Source organism: Undibacterium sp. GW821-FHT11H02 (genome assembly GCF_058808015.1).
Genome location: NZ_JBXARG010000001.1, coordinates 454,826 through 470,130, shown reverse-complemented (window position 1 = coordinate 470,130; position 15,305 = coordinate 454,826). Strand labels below are relative to the sequence as shown.

17 protein-coding genes are annotated in these 15,305 nt (G+C 45.4%); 14 read left to right on the top strand and 3 right to left on the bottom strand.

Features of this window, described 5'->3' with window-relative positions; all coding sequences use genetic code 11:
- Positions 1–8 precede the first annotated feature (8 nt).
- From AC1RR2_RS02130 to motD, 3 genes are read left to right on the top strand one after another with little or no spacing between them, the layout of a single operon-like run.
- Entirely contained in the window at positions 9–743 is a 735-nt protein-coding gene (locus tag AC1RR2_RS02130; RefSeq protein WP_493220651.1) for an RNA polymerase sigma factor FliA, read from the top strand.
- Positions 725–1,465 carry a flagellar motor protein gene (locus AC1RR2_RS02125; protein ID WP_493220650.1) on the top strand — a complete coding sequence of 247 codons (741 nt, stop codon included), beginning with the start codon at positions 725–727 and terminating at the stop codon, positions 1,463–1,465. Before AC1RR2_RS02130 ends, AC1RR2_RS02125 begins: the two co-directional genes overlap by 19 nt.
- 14 nt (positions 1,466–1,479) lie before the next feature.
- Positions 1,480–2,265, top strand: coding sequence for a flagellar motor protein MotD (gene motD, locus AC1RR2_RS02120; protein WP_493220649.1), 786 nt, complete (start codon positions 1,480–1,482; stop codon positions 2,263–2,265).
- A gap of 40 nt (positions 2,266–2,305) precedes the next feature.
- Here the strand turns inward: motD and AC1RR2_RS02115 are convergent, their stop codons facing one another.
- The 3 genes from AC1RR2_RS02115 to flgA form a co-directional block, all read right to left on the bottom strand.
- The gene (locus AC1RR2_RS02115; RefSeq protein ID WP_493220648.1) at positions 2,306–2,794 is read right to left on the bottom strand and encodes a flagella synthesis protein FlgN; all 489 of its coding nucleotides are present in this window, start codon (positions 2,792–2,794) and stop codon (positions 2,306–2,308) included.
- Positions 2,791–3,105, bottom strand: coding sequence for a flagellar biosynthesis anti-sigma factor FlgM (gene flgM / locus AC1RR2_RS02110; RefSeq protein WP_493220647.1), 315 nt, complete (start codon positions 3,103–3,105; stop codon positions 2,791–2,793). Before flgM ends, AC1RR2_RS02115 begins: the two co-directional genes overlap by 4 nt.
- Before the next feature lie 121 nt (positions 3,106–3,226).
- Positions 3,227–3,925: a flagellar basal body P-ring formation chaperone FlgA gene (gene flgA / locus AC1RR2_RS02105; RefSeq protein ID WP_493220646.1), complete on the bottom strand. Its 699-nt coding sequence runs from the start codon at positions 3,923–3,925 to the stop codon at positions 3,227–3,229.
- A 207-nt stretch (positions 3,926–4,132) separates the two neighbouring features.
- On the opposite strand from flgA, the gene flgB reads away from it, so the two are divergent.
- From flgB to flgL, 11 genes are all read left to right on the top strand, one after another.
- On the top strand, positions 4,133–4,531 hold the full coding sequence (gene flgB, locus AC1RR2_RS02100) for a flagellar basal body rod protein FlgB (protein ID WP_493220645.1): 399 nt from the start codon (positions 4,133–4,135) through the stop codon (positions 4,529–4,531).
- 5 nt (positions 4,532–4,536) lie between these two features.
- Positions 4,537–4,941 (top strand): flagellar basal body rod protein FlgC, encoded by a 405-nt coding sequence (gene flgC / locus AC1RR2_RS02095; RefSeq protein ID WP_493220644.1) that lies wholly within the window; start codon positions 4,537–4,539, stop codon positions 4,939–4,941.
- Between the two features lie 26 nt (positions 4,942–4,967).
- The gene (locus AC1RR2_RS02090) at positions 4,968–5,636 is read left to right on the top strand and encodes a flagellar hook assembly protein FlgD (RefSeq protein WP_493220643.1); all 669 of its coding nucleotides are present in this window, start codon (positions 4,968–4,970) and stop codon (positions 5,634–5,636) included.
- Positions 5,637–5,747: 111 nt separating this feature from the next.
- Positions 5,748–7,073, top strand: a complete 1,326-nt coding sequence (gene flgE / locus AC1RR2_RS02085) for a flagellar hook protein FlgE (protein ID WP_493220642.1) — start codon at positions 5,748–5,750, stop codon at positions 7,071–7,073.
- Positions 7,074–7,108: 35 nt separating this feature from the next.
- Positions 7,109–7,849 carry a flagellar basal-body rod protein FlgF gene (gene flgF, locus AC1RR2_RS02080; protein ID WP_493220641.1) on the top strand — a complete coding sequence of 247 codons (741 nt, stop codon included), beginning with the start codon at positions 7,109–7,111 and terminating at the stop codon, positions 7,847–7,849.
- 136 nt (positions 7,850–7,985) lie between these two features.
- Positions 7,986–8,768, top strand: coding sequence for a flagellar basal-body rod protein FlgG (flgG, locus tag AC1RR2_RS02075; RefSeq protein ID WP_493220640.1), 783 nt, complete (start codon positions 7,986–7,988; stop codon positions 8,766–8,768).
- A gap of 55 nt (positions 8,769–8,823) precedes the next feature.
- The gene (locus AC1RR2_RS02070) at positions 8,824–9,492 is read left to right on the top strand and encodes a flagellar basal body L-ring protein FlgH (protein ID WP_493220639.1); all 669 of its coding nucleotides are present in this window, start codon (positions 8,824–8,826) and stop codon (positions 9,490–9,492) included.
- A 14-nt stretch (positions 9,493–9,506) separates the two neighbouring features.
- The gene (locus AC1RR2_RS02065; protein ID WP_493220638.1) at positions 9,507–10,652 is read left to right on the top strand and encodes a flagellar basal body P-ring protein FlgI; all 1,146 of its coding nucleotides are present in this window, start codon (positions 9,507–9,509) and stop codon (positions 10,650–10,652) included.
- A 21-nt stretch (positions 10,653–10,673) separates the two neighbouring features.
- Positions 10,674–11,585, top strand: coding sequence for a flagellar assembly peptidoglycan hydrolase FlgJ (gene flgJ, locus AC1RR2_RS02060; protein WP_493220637.1), 912 nt, complete (start codon positions 10,674–10,676; stop codon positions 11,583–11,585).
- A 123-nt stretch (positions 11,586–11,708) separates the two neighbouring features.
- The gene (gene flgK / locus AC1RR2_RS02055; protein WP_493220636.1) at positions 11,709–14,027 is read left to right on the top strand and encodes a flagellar hook-associated protein FlgK; all 2,319 of its coding nucleotides are present in this window, start codon (positions 11,709–11,711) and stop codon (positions 14,025–14,027) included.
- A gap of 11 nt (positions 14,028–14,038) precedes the next feature.
- Positions 14,039–15,253: a flagellar hook-associated protein FlgL gene (gene flgL, locus AC1RR2_RS02050; RefSeq protein WP_493220635.1), complete on the top strand. Its 1,215-nt coding sequence runs from the start codon at positions 14,039–14,041 to the stop codon at positions 15,251–15,253.
- Positions 15,254–15,305: the final 52 nt, after the last annotated feature.

Sequence of the window (15,305 nt, the reverse complement as noted above, 5' to 3'; positions counted from 1 at the left end):
ATTTATTTATGTACACAGCAAGCGGCAAATCAGATAAAAATTCAATACTTACTGAGCATGCTCCGTTGGTTAAACGCTTGGCTTATCAATTAAAAGCTCGCCTGCCCCCCAGTGTTGAAGTGGATGATTTAGTTCAAGCCGGAATGATAGGATTGCTTGATGCAGTCAATCGTTACGAAGAAAATCATGGGGCACAATTTGAGACGTATGCGATCCAAAGGATACGCGGTGCCATGTTGGATGAGCTGCGTAGTAGTGACTGGTTGCCACGTGGCGTGCGTCAAAATATGCGTAAGATCGAAACGGCGATGAACGAGCTACAGCAAAGATTGGGACGCCCGCCGATGGAAACCGAAGTGGCTAAGCATTTGAAACTCACTCTCATCGACTATCAAGAGTTGTTGGGTGAGAGTGGTGGGCATCAGCTCTTGTACTATGAGGATTTTCATGATGCAGATACCAAGGAACATTTTCTAGATCATTTTTGCAATGACGAACGTTCGGGCGATCCTTTGCAAGATTTGTTGCATGGAGACTTTCGTGATGCAGTTGTGTATGCCATTAATAATCTCCCCGAGCGTGAGAAACTATTGATGGGTTTGTACTATGAACAAGAATTGAATCTAAAAGAAATCGGCGCTGTTATGGGCGTTTCTGAATCACGTGTTTCGCAATTGCATAGTCAGGCTGTGGCGAGATTAAGAGCATCTTTGAGGGAGCGCGCGTGGACCGGGCTAGCTTAGTAGGAATAATTCTAGTATTAGTTGGTATCCTTTCTGGGCAGGTCTTAGAAGGCGGACATTTGTCGTCCTTATTGCAACCGGCCGCTTTCGTGATTGTGGTTGTCAGTACCATCGGTGCCGTGTTGTTGCAAAGTCGTATGCCAGTCTTTATTCGCGGAATTAAGATGCTGAAGTGGATCGCATTCATGCCCGAAGATAAGAGCAAAAAGAATGTCAATGAGGCGCTGGTCTGGAGTGTAGTCGCGCGGCGCGAAGGCTTCTTAAGCCTGGAGCGCTATATCACCTCTTCCAAAGATCCCTTCATTGAAAAGGGGTTGAAGTTGGTGATTGATGGCATCGATCCGGAGCGTCTCAAAGAAATTCTTGACGTGGACATTTCCTTCTACGAAATGGAGCAACGCCAGGCGATCAAGATTTGGGATGCCGCTGGCGGTTATTCTCCAACGATAGGTATTCTAGGTGCGGTTTTAGGTTTGATACATGTCATGGAAAATTTGACTGATCCGAGTAAATTGGGTAGTGGGATTGCTGTCGCTTTTGTCGCAACGATTTATGGCGTCGGACTAGCCAATCTATTTTTCCTTCCTGTGGCAAATAAATTAAAGGAAATTGTGGGGCGCGAAGTCGTTCGACGAGAAATGTTGGCAGATATATTTTTTAGCATTGCACAAGGTGATAGCCCAAGAATCGTCGAGGAACGTTTGTCTAACCATCGCAACTAAGCCTGAATTTTCTTATGGCACGCAAAAAATACGCTGAAGAACCCGATAATCATGAACGTTGGTTAGTATCTTATGCTGACTTCATGACATTGTTGTTTGCGTTTTTTGTTGTGATGTATGCGATTTCATCGGTGAACGATGGTAAATATCGTGTCTTGTCAAATGCATTAACTGGTGCCTTTGGTTCTGTTATCGTGGCGGGAGGGGTGATCCCGGACATCAAAAATACTTCAGGTTCTTTAATCGATAAATTCCCTGTTATAAAGCCTCGTGTTACAGAGTCTTTGCGTAAAGAGCGCGAAAAAATGACGACGGTCGCGAAAGATATTTTGAGCGCACTTGAACCTCTAGTACGTGAAGGGAAGGTGAGGGTGACGCAAACCAGCAGAGGCGTTTCCATCGAGATTAATGCTAGCTTGTTGTTTGCACCCGGGGAAGCAAAACTCAATTCAGATTCGATACAAGCGCTTAATGCGATTGCTAGTGTCTTAAAAAGTGATAATCATGCGATTCAGGTCGAAGGTTTTACTGATAACGTGCCGATTAAGAACTCCACATTCCCATCTAATTGGGAGCTCTCTGCAGTGCGTGCCAGCAGGGTTGCGCGTTTGTTTATGGAGAACGGTGTCGATGAAAATCGTATGACAGCGGTTGGGCAGGGACCGAAGTTTCCAGTTGGAAGTAATGAAACGGTAGAAGGACGTAGCCGTAATCGGCGTGTCACGGTGACGATTTTGGCGGTGTTGCCAGAAACTCCAGTGGATGTGCCTGTTAGTTTGTCAAAGCCCAGCTCGCAATAATTAACTAAACTAAACGAGTGGGAAAAATCATTCGTCTTATTTAGCCTGCGACGATGCCCCGACCTGAATTTGAGCTGTTTCTTGTTTGTCCATCCGCCCCATACATGGAGGATGATTGATTATTTTGCTGGAGTATATTGAGTGCGCTTTGATTACGACTAAGATGGCGGTTAATTAATAAGCCATTGGTGCGGTTTTTTTCTTGGGCGTCGCTGGAGATAGACAGTAGAACTTTCCAAGTTTCTTCCATTGCCAAATTATCTGGCACGGTGTCAAAAAACGCTTGCATGCCTTTAGTGTCAGGCGAGTATCCGATTGAGGATAATAATAAATTTCTATTTTTTTCGAGTTCAATGATTCGCGTCAATAGATTATTCTTTTCAGGTGTAATCACACCTAATTTTTCAGCCTCATTGTTTGTCAAGATACTTTGCTCTTCGGCTAAAAGCTGATCCAACGAGCGCATTAATACAACTTCATCTTCCATTAATTGTTGTAATTTGCGCGAGTTGGTTAGTGCTTCATTCATGTTGGTTGTCTTCTTGCGTTAAGTAAGTCTTTAACTGTTTCTAAAAGTCCATCCGCAACCTTTTCAGCATCGACTTGGAAGCGACCTTCGGAAATAGCGAGTTTAATTTCTTCCACTTTCTTTGCTTCAAAAACCGCGGAGCTTGCCTGCGTGCTTTGCAGTGCTTGCAGTTGAACTGAAAGCGGAGATATTTGTACGTTATGTGAAGGTGTATTGACTACCTTCGCATTTTCCCCGGCTTTATCGGCGCGGGGCGCAGGCTGGCTGGCGGGCAGGCCTTGCGTTGAATTGAGAGCGTCATTAATTTTCACTTCGTCACCTTTGGGTTGGATTTACATACATCTACATCCATTATAACGGCGCACTTATTTTAAACTTTAATCTTATTTAAGAAATTCAGAAATTATCGTTTTGTTGTAATTTTAAATTAAGTTATTTGATCTCTATGATGCCGCCAACTTTTGCAATCCCGCTAAGCACTTGCCCACTCATGGTTTTTGCCTTTGCAATTTGTCCTTCGCCGGCATTATTCAAGGCGATCGCTTCGTTCGATACGGTAAAGCCAACGCCACTGCTACTGACTTTAATGGTTTGCCCTTGTTGAATCACAGGGATAATTTTAAACATATCTTTTCTTAAACTCACACCAGCTGAATAGGACGCCAGCATCGTTTTCCCTATCGCTTGCTCAAGCTCGGTGATGACGCCTGCCGGTTGATTGCTAATTTCTCCATGTAACTTCACTAAATCCTGTTCGCTTAATACCTGACCTAGGCTGACGGCTTTATTGGTTGCAAAATAGTCACCGAATACTCTGATATTGGCAGCCAGGTAAATTGTCCAGGGTTTCGGACTACTGCATTGTATGCCTAAAGTAATTTTGCCCCAGGCTTTGCTACCTGGCGTCAAAAATGGACTCAATTGATCGCAGGCTTGAAGTTTGACACGAGGATCTAGTCGGCCAACTGTGATTTCGACAGTTCGTTGAGAGTCTTGAATCGCCTGTGTTTGTAGTTTTAAAAATTTCTCAGCTTCTTGTGACACTAAATTGAGATCGATTGTTTGCGCACTTGTCCCACGCGCTGCAAAGCTTATCAAACAAAGACAAATCAATTTCACTACGTTTTTCATGATGATGTCAGAGTGGCTCTGTTAATTCATTGAAAGTGGGGAAATTGTAAGCTCGTGCATAACTTTCGATTGCGTGAATAGACGGGCTTTTTATTGGTTTATCTGGGGTTTGAATGTGTAGTCGCGGGTCTATGATGCACATTAACAGAAACCGCAACAACAACGAATGTCGGTTAGCAATGTCGAAGAAGTAGCAATAAAGGAGTTGTGATGAACAAGCTTGATGATTACATGCGCTTTCACCAGTTGGCACTGTCAGTACGTGGTCAGCGCCAGCAATTACTTGCTTCGAATATTGCAAATGCCGACACGCCAAATTATAAGGCGCGAGATATCGACTTTGGTGCGGCGATGCATGCGGCGCTCGATAAAACCAACGGCGCACGCGATCTAACTAAGACCGCTGCGGCACATCTGAGTCAAGCTGGAACGGTTGCGGGGCTGCCACCGGCCTACCGTAAGGAAGTTCAAGGCAATGTTGATGGAAATACAGTCGACATGGATGTTGAGCGCAATGAGTTTACCGAGAACGCTTTGCGCTACGAAGCAAGTCTCACCATTATTAATATGCAGATTAAAGGATTGCTTTCTGCGATTCAGGGGTAATTATTATGTCCTTATTTAAGATATTTGATGTCTCAGGATCGGCGATGAGTGCGCAAGCACAACGCTTGAATGTGGTCTCAAGTAATTTGGCGAATGCAGACAGTGTTACCAGTTCAAATGGACAAGCTTATAAAGCCAAGCAGGTCGTGTTTACCGCAATGCCAACATCCAATGCTGCGTCCACTGGAGTCAAAGTAACGCAAGTCGTCGAGGATCCAAATCCTCCTCAGATGAAATATGACCCTAAGCATCCATTGGCAGATGAAAAAGGTTATGTCGCAATGCCGAATGTGAATGTGGTCGAGGAAATGGTGAATATGATCTCCGCTTCACGTTCATATCAAACCAATGTCGAGACCATGAATGCGGCAAAGTCGATGTTGTTAAAGACCCTGAGTATTGGTCAATAACTCGCTTAGATTAGAGAGAAATCATTATGAGTACAGTGAATACACAAACCATCGACCCTAGCTTGTTGACGTCGATGAATGGGGCGCGCGGAACCAAAAGTACCGCACAGGATGCTCAGGATCGCTTTATGACCTTGTTAGTCACACAGATGAAGAATCAAGATCCGTTGAATCCACTTGATAATGCCCAGGTGACTAGTCAGTTGGCACAATTATCTACTGTGACAGGAATTGATAAGTTGAATGAAACCATGCTTGCTATGAGCGGCAGTTTTAAAAGTAGCCAGAATCTACAGGCTGCTTCAATGATAGGACATGGTGTCGTTGTGCCTGGCTCGAATGTTGAATTGAAAGATGGTAAGTCAGTTTTGGGGTTTGATTTGCCGCAAAACGCCGACAAGATTCGCGTCTTGATTAAGGATCAATCCGGTGCTGTTGTGAGAACGATGTCTTCCAATAGTATGACCAGCGGTTTTAATTCTATGGCTTGGGATGGAAAAACCGATGCGGGTGAGGATGCTGCGAACGGTAACTATAAATTTGAAGTTACAGCCAGCGCTGGCGAAACGAAGCTGACTGTAACGCCATTTAGTTTTGGTTTGGTGTCGAGCGTGTCATTTGGCAGTCAAGGAACCATGTTGAGTATCGCTAATGCAGGCGAAGTAGCCATGTCTGATGTAAAGCAAGTATTTTGATGTGTGAAATTTAGAACAAGGTAGTTAATTTTTTTTAGTGACCATTAGTCAATGGTCCTTAATAGTCGATTGTTTGTTAGTGCTATTTACCCCAAATAGAGGAGAAGTGTCATGGGTTTTCAACAAGGCTTAAGCGGCTTAAATGCTGCGTCCAAATCACTCGATGTGATAGGTAATAATATTTCCAATTCAAATACAGTTGGATTCAAAATGGCACAGGCGCAGTTCGCTGATGTTTATGCAAACTCCTTGAGTGGTGCGGGTGGTGGTGGTGCCGGGATTGGTACCAGGGTGCAGACCGTCTCGCAAATGTTTACTCAGGGGAATATCACTTCGACCAACAACCCACTTGATATCGCAATCAATGGCGCTGGTTTTTTTAGGATGTCAACCAACGGTGCAATTACCTATAGCCGCAATGGCCAGTTTTCAATGGACAAAGAAGGTAACATAGTCAATGCACAAGGTGCTAAGTTAACTGGTTATGCGGCAGATTCAAATGGTGTTTTGTCGACGGGTGCTGCGACCACGATCAATATCAATACTAGTGATATCGCGCCAAAGGTTTCTGAGTCGGTGTCTGCATTATTTAATTTAGATTCACGCGCGCTGGTACCTGGAACCCAATTGCCTGTGACATCGCCGCCAGTAATTACGCCTATCGCGTTCTCTTTGTCTGATCCACTGTCTTATAACAATGCGACTTCAGTTGCTGTATTTGATAGCTTAGGTAACTCCCACGTATTACAAACTTTTTTCGTTCGTAGAGATCCTGTCGCGACGCCGCCGACCGCGCCAGCCACTTCAGAATGGGATGTGTATGCCGCGGTTGATGGTTTGTCGATTGGCTCGGTATTACCTGCGCCACCTGTCACTATTGGGATAGTTGGGTTCGATAGTTTAGGCAAATTGACGGGCGCAACGCCGCCATTTGCAGCGACCGATCCTAATGCACTTTCGATTACCATCCCCGTTTTGACTGGAGCTACCACGCCATTCACCGTCAAATATGATATGACCGGCACCACACAATTTGGATCTGCATTTAGCGTAAATTCGATTAAGCAAGATGGCTATACCTCAGGCAAGTTATCGAAATTTAGTACCTCAAAAGATGGCACTATTGTCGGTAGCTATACGAATGGTAAAACCTCAGTTCTAGGTCAAGTCGTTTTGGCCAACTTTACAAATCCAAATGGTTTGCAATCCTTGGGTGACAATCAATGGATAGAAACCGCAACTTCCGGACCGTCTTTAGTGGGCCCTCCAGGTTCAGGCAGTGTGGGCTTATTGACGTCGAATGCGACTGAAGATTCAAATACCGATTTGACTGGTGAGCTGGTGAGCATGATTACCGCACAGCGCGTATATCAAGCGAACGCACAGACCATCAAAACGGTTGATCAGATTCTGCAGACCTTGGTTAATTTGCGTTAATTTTTTCTTTTCTTTGTTCAGTCGGAGAGTGTGCGATGGACCGTTTAATTTATACCGCGATGACAGGGGCGAAACATATCCTGGAGCAGCAAGCAACGACTTCGCACAATCTGGCAAATGCCACCACGACAGGATTTCGTGCTCAGCTCGATTCATTTCGGGCCGTGCCAGTGGTTAGTGAAGGGATGCCAACGCGCGCATTTGTAGTGGATGCGACAGTTGGTACAGATTTTTCCAGCGGTAGTCTGCAAAATACCGGACGCGAACTCGATGTCGCAATTCAAGGCAAAGGTTGGTTGGCGGTACAAGCAGAAGATGGCAGTGAGAAGATGACCCGCCATGGAAGTTTAAAAATTAGCGAAAATGGTATTTTGCAGACACACAGTGGTTTGACTGCTTTAGGCGACGGTGGGCCAATCACTATTCCACCAGAAGTAACAATTGCAATTGCCAAAGATGGCACCGTTTCTAGTGTACCTATGGGTAGTAAGCCAAATGCGGTTCAGGTGTTGGGACGATTGAAACTGGTTAATCCACCAGAAACCAATTTGGTGCGCGATGCCGATGGTCTATTTAAAACAAAAGACGGCGTTGTGCCCGATCCAGATGCGAATGTATCTGTTGCCGGCGGCATGCTTGAAGGTAGTAATGTAAATGTGGTCGAGTCTATGGTTACGATGATTAACCTCGCTCGCCAATTTGAAATGCAGATGAAACTATTGACCAATGCAGAGAGCAATGCCACAAAAGCTAGTCAGATCTTCGCATTGACTTAAGTCGAATCAATGCACAATGAAGTAACTGCGACAATTATAGTTGACTAAGTTGGCTGGTAGGTCTTACGTTTTAGTCGAGTGTTCGATTATGTATCTGAACGACTGTCGCCACATTGTGCATAAATAGGAGAAAGAAATGATACGCTCATTATGGATTGCGAAGACTGGCTTAGATGCGCAGCAGACGCAGATGGACGTGATAACGAATAATCTGGCCAATGTCAGCACGACAGGTTTTAAACGTTCGCGCGCGGTTTTTGAGGATCTGCTTTATCAGACAGTACGTCAGCCAGGCGCTCAGAGCTCGCAACAAACGCAATTGCCATCAGGCTTGCAACTTGGTGTGGGTGTGCGTCCAGTAGCAACGGAGCGAATTTTTACACAAGGTAATTTGCAACAAACCGGCAACGCCAAAGATTTGGCGATTAATGGACAAGGTTTTTTTCAAGTCCTGATGCCAGATGGAACTACTGGTTACACCAGAGATGGATCGTTTCAGGTGGATGGACAAGGTCAAATGGTGACTTCCAGCGGTTTTGTCATTCAGCCTGCGATCACAATCCCGGCAAATGCGCAGTCAATCACCGTAGGTCGTGACGGTACAGTCTCGGTCACACAGCCAGGCTCAACGGCACCAGTTCAAGTTGGTTCGATTCAGCTTGCTACCTTCATAAATCCAACGGGCTTAATGGGACTTGGCGAGAATCTCTATGTGGAAACCGCCTCATCTGGTAACCCAGGTACGAATACACCAGGTACAAACGGTGCCGGCCTCTTAGTGCAATCTTTTGTTGAGACTTCGAATGTCAATGTGGCAGAGGAATTGGTGAGCATGATACAAACCCAGCGGGCTTATGAAATCAATAGTAAAGCGATTACCACTTCCGATCAAATGTTGCAGCGCCTGTCGCAGTTGTAATACTTATTGTTTTGTTTGCTAGGTTATGGCAAGGAATGTAAGCGGGAGATTCAGGATGAAGATCGTAAAATTTACTTGTATATTGTTTGGGCTGTTCTCTTTGTATGGTTGCGCGACCACGCCGCCAGCAATTAGTCATCAGTCCGGTGTCGTGCACGCGCAGACCGCTAAGAATCAGCGTGAAGCAAATGGGGCGATTTTTCAGTCAGCCAGTTATCGCCCTTTGTTTGAAGATGTTAAAGCACGCTTGATTGGTGATGTGCTGACGATTGCCATCAGTGAAAATACTTCGGCAACCAAAGCGGCCGGTGCTTCTGGTAGTAAGTCAGGTAGTGCCGCATTCGCAGCGCCGACTATTTTTGGCATCCCTGCAAGTACTACAGCCAAAGCATCTATTTCTACGACAGCTTCAACTAAGTTTGATGAAAAAGGCGCAGAGACTGCGAGCAATTCTTTTACTGGAACTATCGCGGCAACAGTGATTGATGTGCTACCCAACGGGAATTTGTTAGTCAGTGGAGAGAAACAAATTGCGTTTAATAAGGGAGCTGAATTCGTCCGATTTTCCGGTGTCGTTAATCCACAAACGATAACCGCTGCAAATTCTGTCTCGTCCACACAAGTTGCAGACGCCCGATTCGAGTATCGCTCTACTTCACGCGTAGATATGGCGGAAGTCAGTTCTTTGTTGACCCGATTTTTCCTTAGCTTTTTGCCTTTTTAATTTGAGAGTCCAATATGGAATCGCGCAATCAAATCCATTTTAAGTGTGAGGGTCTTTTTAAGCGTATAGCGCTATTTGTCTGTTTGCTAGGAGCCTTGTCAAGTCCGCAACTGAGTCAGGCCGAACGCTTGAAGGATTTGGCTGGCATTCAAGGCGTGCGTCAAAATCAACTGATGGGTTATGGTCTGGTAGTTGGCCTCGATGGTAGCGGAGATCAAACAACGCAAACTCCATTTACGGTGCAAAGCATTATCAGCATGATGCAACAAATGGGTGTCTCAATTCCAGTCGGTACTAGTCTACAGCTCAAAAATGTGGCTGCAGTTATGGTGACGACTTCCTTGCCACCGTTTTCGCAACCTGGACAGACTTTGGATATTACAGTCTCGTCCATGGGAAATGCAAAGAGCTTGAAAGGTGGCACGCTATTGATGACGCCATTAAAAGGTGCTGATAATCAAATTTATGCGATGGCGCAGGGGAATGTTTTGGTTGGTGGTGTGGGGGCATCAGCCAACGGCAGTAAAGCACAGGTTAATCACCTCAGTGTCGGCAAAATTTCTGCTGGTGCTACGGTCGAGCGTGCAGTTCCATCCCCATTGGGACACGGTAATTCAATTCAGTTGGAGTTGAATACAGCGGATTTTTCTACTGCTAGCCGTGTGGTCGATGCCATTAATCAAAAATTTGGGCCTGAAACCGCTGCGGCGGTCGATGGACGTGTGATACAAGTGAAGGCACCACAGGTAAATGATCAACGCGTCGCCTTTCTAGGTGCCTTGGAAAGTATAGAAGTGACGCCAGCTCAGATGGCAGCAAAAGTAATTCTGAATGCGCGTACGGGTTCAATTGTCATGAATCAATCGGTTAGTTTGGAAACTTGCGCCATCGCACATGGTAATTTGAGCGTAGTGATCAATACAGACAATGCCGTCAGTCAGCCCAATGCCTTAAGTAATGGACAAACCGTTGCGACGCCGAATTCGAATATTTCGATTACAAAAGAGGGCGGTCAATTGTTGATGTTAAAGGCGGGTGCGTCCTTATCAGATGTAGTGAAAGCACTTAATTCGATTGGTGCTACGCCACAGGATTTGCTGGCTATTTTGCAAGCGATGAAGGCATCAGGTGCTTTGCGTGCTGATCTGGAAATTATTTGATCTTTTAGCGGGAGAAATTCAATGATTGGTCGTGCTGATTTGTCTGAAAAACTTGCTTTTGATAGTAAGGGTTTGGATGCATTACGCCAGTCTTCCAAGGATAATTCTCCCGAATCGCTGAAAGCTGCAGCAAGTCAATTTGAAGCCCTATTTGTGAGTATGATGCTCAAATCAATGCGGCAAGCTGGCGGGCAGGATGGTATGTTTGATAATGAACAAAGCCGGATGTATACCTCGATGTTAGATCAGCAACTATCACAAAAAATGGCCAGTCGTGGCATAGGTTTGGCTGATGCGATGGTGCGGCAGCTTTCAAATAATGCAATGACACAAGCCTTGCAGTCGGAAAATGCGCCACCAGTTCCAATGGGGGGATTGGGTGGCGCTAGTCAGTATCTTCAACAACAGAAGTACGCGGCAAATGCAGCACAACTACTTGAATCAACCGGGCCTATTGAGTCGAATTCCTCGGCTCGCCATGTCCAAGAATTTACCCGGAAGTTAGGCCCTCATGCTGAATCGGCTAGTCTTGCTAGCGGCATCCCGGCGAAGTTCATGCTGGGTCAGGCTGCATTAGAATCGGGCTGGGGAAAACGCGAGATTCGCGCGATGGATGGTTCATCCAGCCATAATGTATTTGGCATTAAGGCGACCGGTAATTGGACAGGGCGGACTGTGGATGCAATGACTACGGAATACACCAATGGTGTTGCTTTTCAAAAAATTGAAAAATTCCGCGCCTATGATAACTACAGCGATGCATTTAAAGATTACGCAAAATTGATTCGCGACAATCCTCGATATCAATCAGTATTGCAAAACGGCGGTGATGCCTCACAGTTTGCGCATGCCTTGCAAAAAGCGGGCTATGCAACGGACCCTCAATATGCCCAAAAGTTGACGAAAGTGATACAGCAATCGTTCTCAGGCTGATTCCAAGCGGCATAAAAATTAAAGTTTTCCTAGATTAACCCGTTAAATTAGAAGACGGAGGTCTGTAATGGATTTCAGCGTAGGCAATAAGAAGATTGATATTTTGAGTGAATAGGTTGAATTATGGGTACCAATATCTTAGGGATTGGGCAAAGTGCACTAGCGGCAGCGCAAATGGGTATTGCGACCGCGGGTCACAATATTGCAAACGTCAATACACCAGGTTACAACCGCCAACTCTTGCTTCAAAGTGCCGCAGCTGCGCAAAATGTAGGTGGTAGCTTTATCGGACAAGGAACGGTTGTCGGTGAAGTTCGCCGCGTCTACAATGAATTTATTGGTCAACAAGTCAATTCCACTCAATCTTCACAAAATTTTTCAGCCGCTTATTTAAATCAAATACAACAGATCAGTAATTTGGTTGCAGACCAATCGGCCGGGGTATCGCCTGCATTGCAAGAATTTTTCAGTTCTATACAAAATTTGGCAGCGAGTCCAAATGGTACGGCAGGCGCGGCAGCACGCCAGGCTGCACTGTCTACAGGCTCGGCATTGGCTTCCCGTATCCAAAGTTTGGGTGGGCGTCTCGATCAGATTTCAGAGGACGTGAGTAATCGTATCGGTCAAACCGTCACGAGTATTAATGCTTTTTCTAAACAAATCGCTGATCTTAATGATTTTATTGAGGCTGCACAGTCAACATCAGGTGGTGCCGCACCAAATGATTTATTAGATCAGCGTGACTATGCGGTGACTGAACTTAGTAAATTGGTCAACGTTTCAGTCGTCAATCAAGGTGGAAAATTTAATATTTTTATGGGGACTGGGCAGCCATTAGTATTGGGCGCGAAAGTCAGCGTATTGCAACCGACCAGTTCACTTACTGACCCTAGTCGCATCCAGGTTTCCTATGAAAGCAACGGCACCTTAATTCAGCTAAATGAACAAAGTTTGAACGGTGGTGAACTGGGAGGCTTGTTTGCCTTTAGAAGTAATTCATTAGATGTCGCGCGCAACTCGCTAGGACGAATTGCGGTTTCTATTGCTACCGAATTTAATGATCAGCATAAACTGGGACAAGACTTAAATGGACAGGCTGGAGCTGATTTTTTCTCATTTTCAGGTCCGGTTTCCACCCCTAGTGGCCTGAATACGAGTACGGCAAATATGGCCGTCACTTTTTCAGACGCAGGTGCTTTGACTACGAGTGATTATCGTGTTCAATATCTTGCGGGAGTCGGGCCGGCGCCTAATTATTTCAAAATTACCCGAGTGTCTGACGGAAGTGTAAATACTTCAGCGACCTTGCCGGCAGTTATAGATGGCCTTAGTTTTAATTTGGCGGCTGTCGGTTCACCCGCAGCAGTTGTTACACCAAATGTGAACGACGAATTCATGGTTCGTCCAACCGCGTTGGCGGCCTCATCCATCAGCCTGGCAATTGCGGATATTACAAAAATTGCCGCGGCGACACCAGTGGCGACAAGCGTCCCCAGCACTAATTTGGGGACTGGAAAAATTAGCTCAGGTGTTGTGAATTCCTTGGTATCAGCTACCAGTAATTCACTCAATGGTGTGATCGGTTCGGTCACGGTTGGTGATTCGTTTAAGAGCGCTACGGTGACACCCGCACTTAATTTAACTTTCGCAACCGGTCCAAACAGTTTAGCGGGGTTTCCTTTAGGTGCTCTAGTATCAGTTACCAGCGGCGGAGTTACTTCCAACTACGAAGTGGCTGCAGCTGCGGCGCCTGCTGCCACACCACCGCAAGTGGTTAACGTACCGTACACCAGTGGCGCTACAGTGACCTACGGTGGAGTAAGTTTCATCATTAAGGACAATCCAGCGACGCCTGCGGCGGGCGACACCTTTACTTTGGGTAGTTCTCTACCAATTACGCCTACAACACTGACATATAACTCTGCTGGTAATAATTTCACTGGATTCCCCGCAAATGCGAACGTGACCGTGAAGAATGGCAGCACCACTACATCCTACAATGCCGGATCAGCGATACCTTATATTGAAGGTTCTACCATTAGTTTTAATGGTTTGAGCTTTAATGTTTCGGGTTCCTATACAAACGGTGACGTGGTTAAAATCACAACCAATCCTTCAGGCTCGGGTGATAATCGCAATGCAGGTCTATTGGCAGGATTGCAAACAAAAAATACGATGGCATCTGGTACTACAAGTTTTCAAGGTGCGTACGGCCAATTCGTAAGTAATGTTGGCAATAAGGCCCATGAGATGGAAGTAGTGAATAAGTCAGAATCCAAGTTGTTGTCGCAAGCTTTGCAAGCGCAACAATCTGAGTCAGGGGTAAATCTGGACGAGGAAGCAGCAGATTTGTTGCGTTATCAGCAAGCTTATCAAGCAGCTGGTAAATTAATGCAGATTGCTAGCCAGTTATTTGATGCTTTACTCGCCTTAGGAAGATAAGAGGAATAACCATGCGTATCAGTACCAATACCATTTATGAATCCGGTGGGGCGCGCATTAGTGATCTGCAAGTTGGACTGAATCGCACGCAGCAACAAATTGCCTCGGGTCGTAGGATATTAAATCCTTCCGATGATCCAATTGGTGCCGCTCGTTCTTTAGTGATAACACAGACCGATGCAGTCAATGATCAGATGGCGGTGAATAGAAAAAACGCAATTAATACCTTAAGTATTGCCGAAGACACCCTGAGTAATGTTACGAATGTCCTACATAACGTAAAAACTCTGGTGGTCAGTGCTGGAAATGGCACATTGACAGACCAAGAGCGAGGTTTTATTGCAAATGAATTGCAAGGTAATCTTGAACAATTATTTGGTTTTGCGAATGCTACCGATGGTACTGATGCCTATCTTTTTTCAGGCTTTTCATCGACCACAGCGCCTTATACAAAGACACAGGGCGGTGCACAATATAACGGTGATCAAGGTGGGCGCTCTTTACAAGTTGATACTTCAAGACAAATACCTATCAGTGAAATTGGCTCAGCGATTTTTGGGAATATCCGTACTTCCAATGGCCAGTTTAATATTCGTCCAAATCCTTCAAATGTTGGACAAACAGTGGCAACGGCAGCGATTAATGTGCCAACCACGGCTAATTTGACTGGCAATAATTACGAAGTCGCTTTTGATAACATGGGCGCAAATTTCACTGTTACTAATAAGACTACGGGTGTTGTTGTTGTACCTAGTACTGCTTATGTCAGCCCACAAACAGTCACAGTTGATGGTATGGATATCACTTTGACTAACACGCCCGGCGCTCCAGGGCCTGGTGATAAATTCTTGATTCAACCTGGCAATCAAAATATTTTTGAGACGCTTACAGATCTCATTAACACCTTGAAAACGCCAACAGGCAATGTGCAGCGGCGATTAGAATTGACGGCAGATTTGAGTCAGGCGAATTTTAATATTGATAAGTCTTTGTCGAATGTGTTGCTGGCGCGCACAGGCCTTGGAGTCTCTTTAAAAGAATTAGAGAACTTGAACAGCGCAGGAGAGAGCATGGGCGTTATCTACAAGCAAGAATTGTCTGCCTTGCAAGATCTCGATTATGCCAAAGCAATCACCGAACTAAATCAGAGTCAGATCGTTTTACAGGCTGCTCAACAATCTTTTGTAAAGACTGCTTCACTTTCCTTGTTTAGTTACATTAACTAAATTGACTTAAACCGAGATTTTCCATCAGGCGCGCCGAAGGCGCATTTTCGGT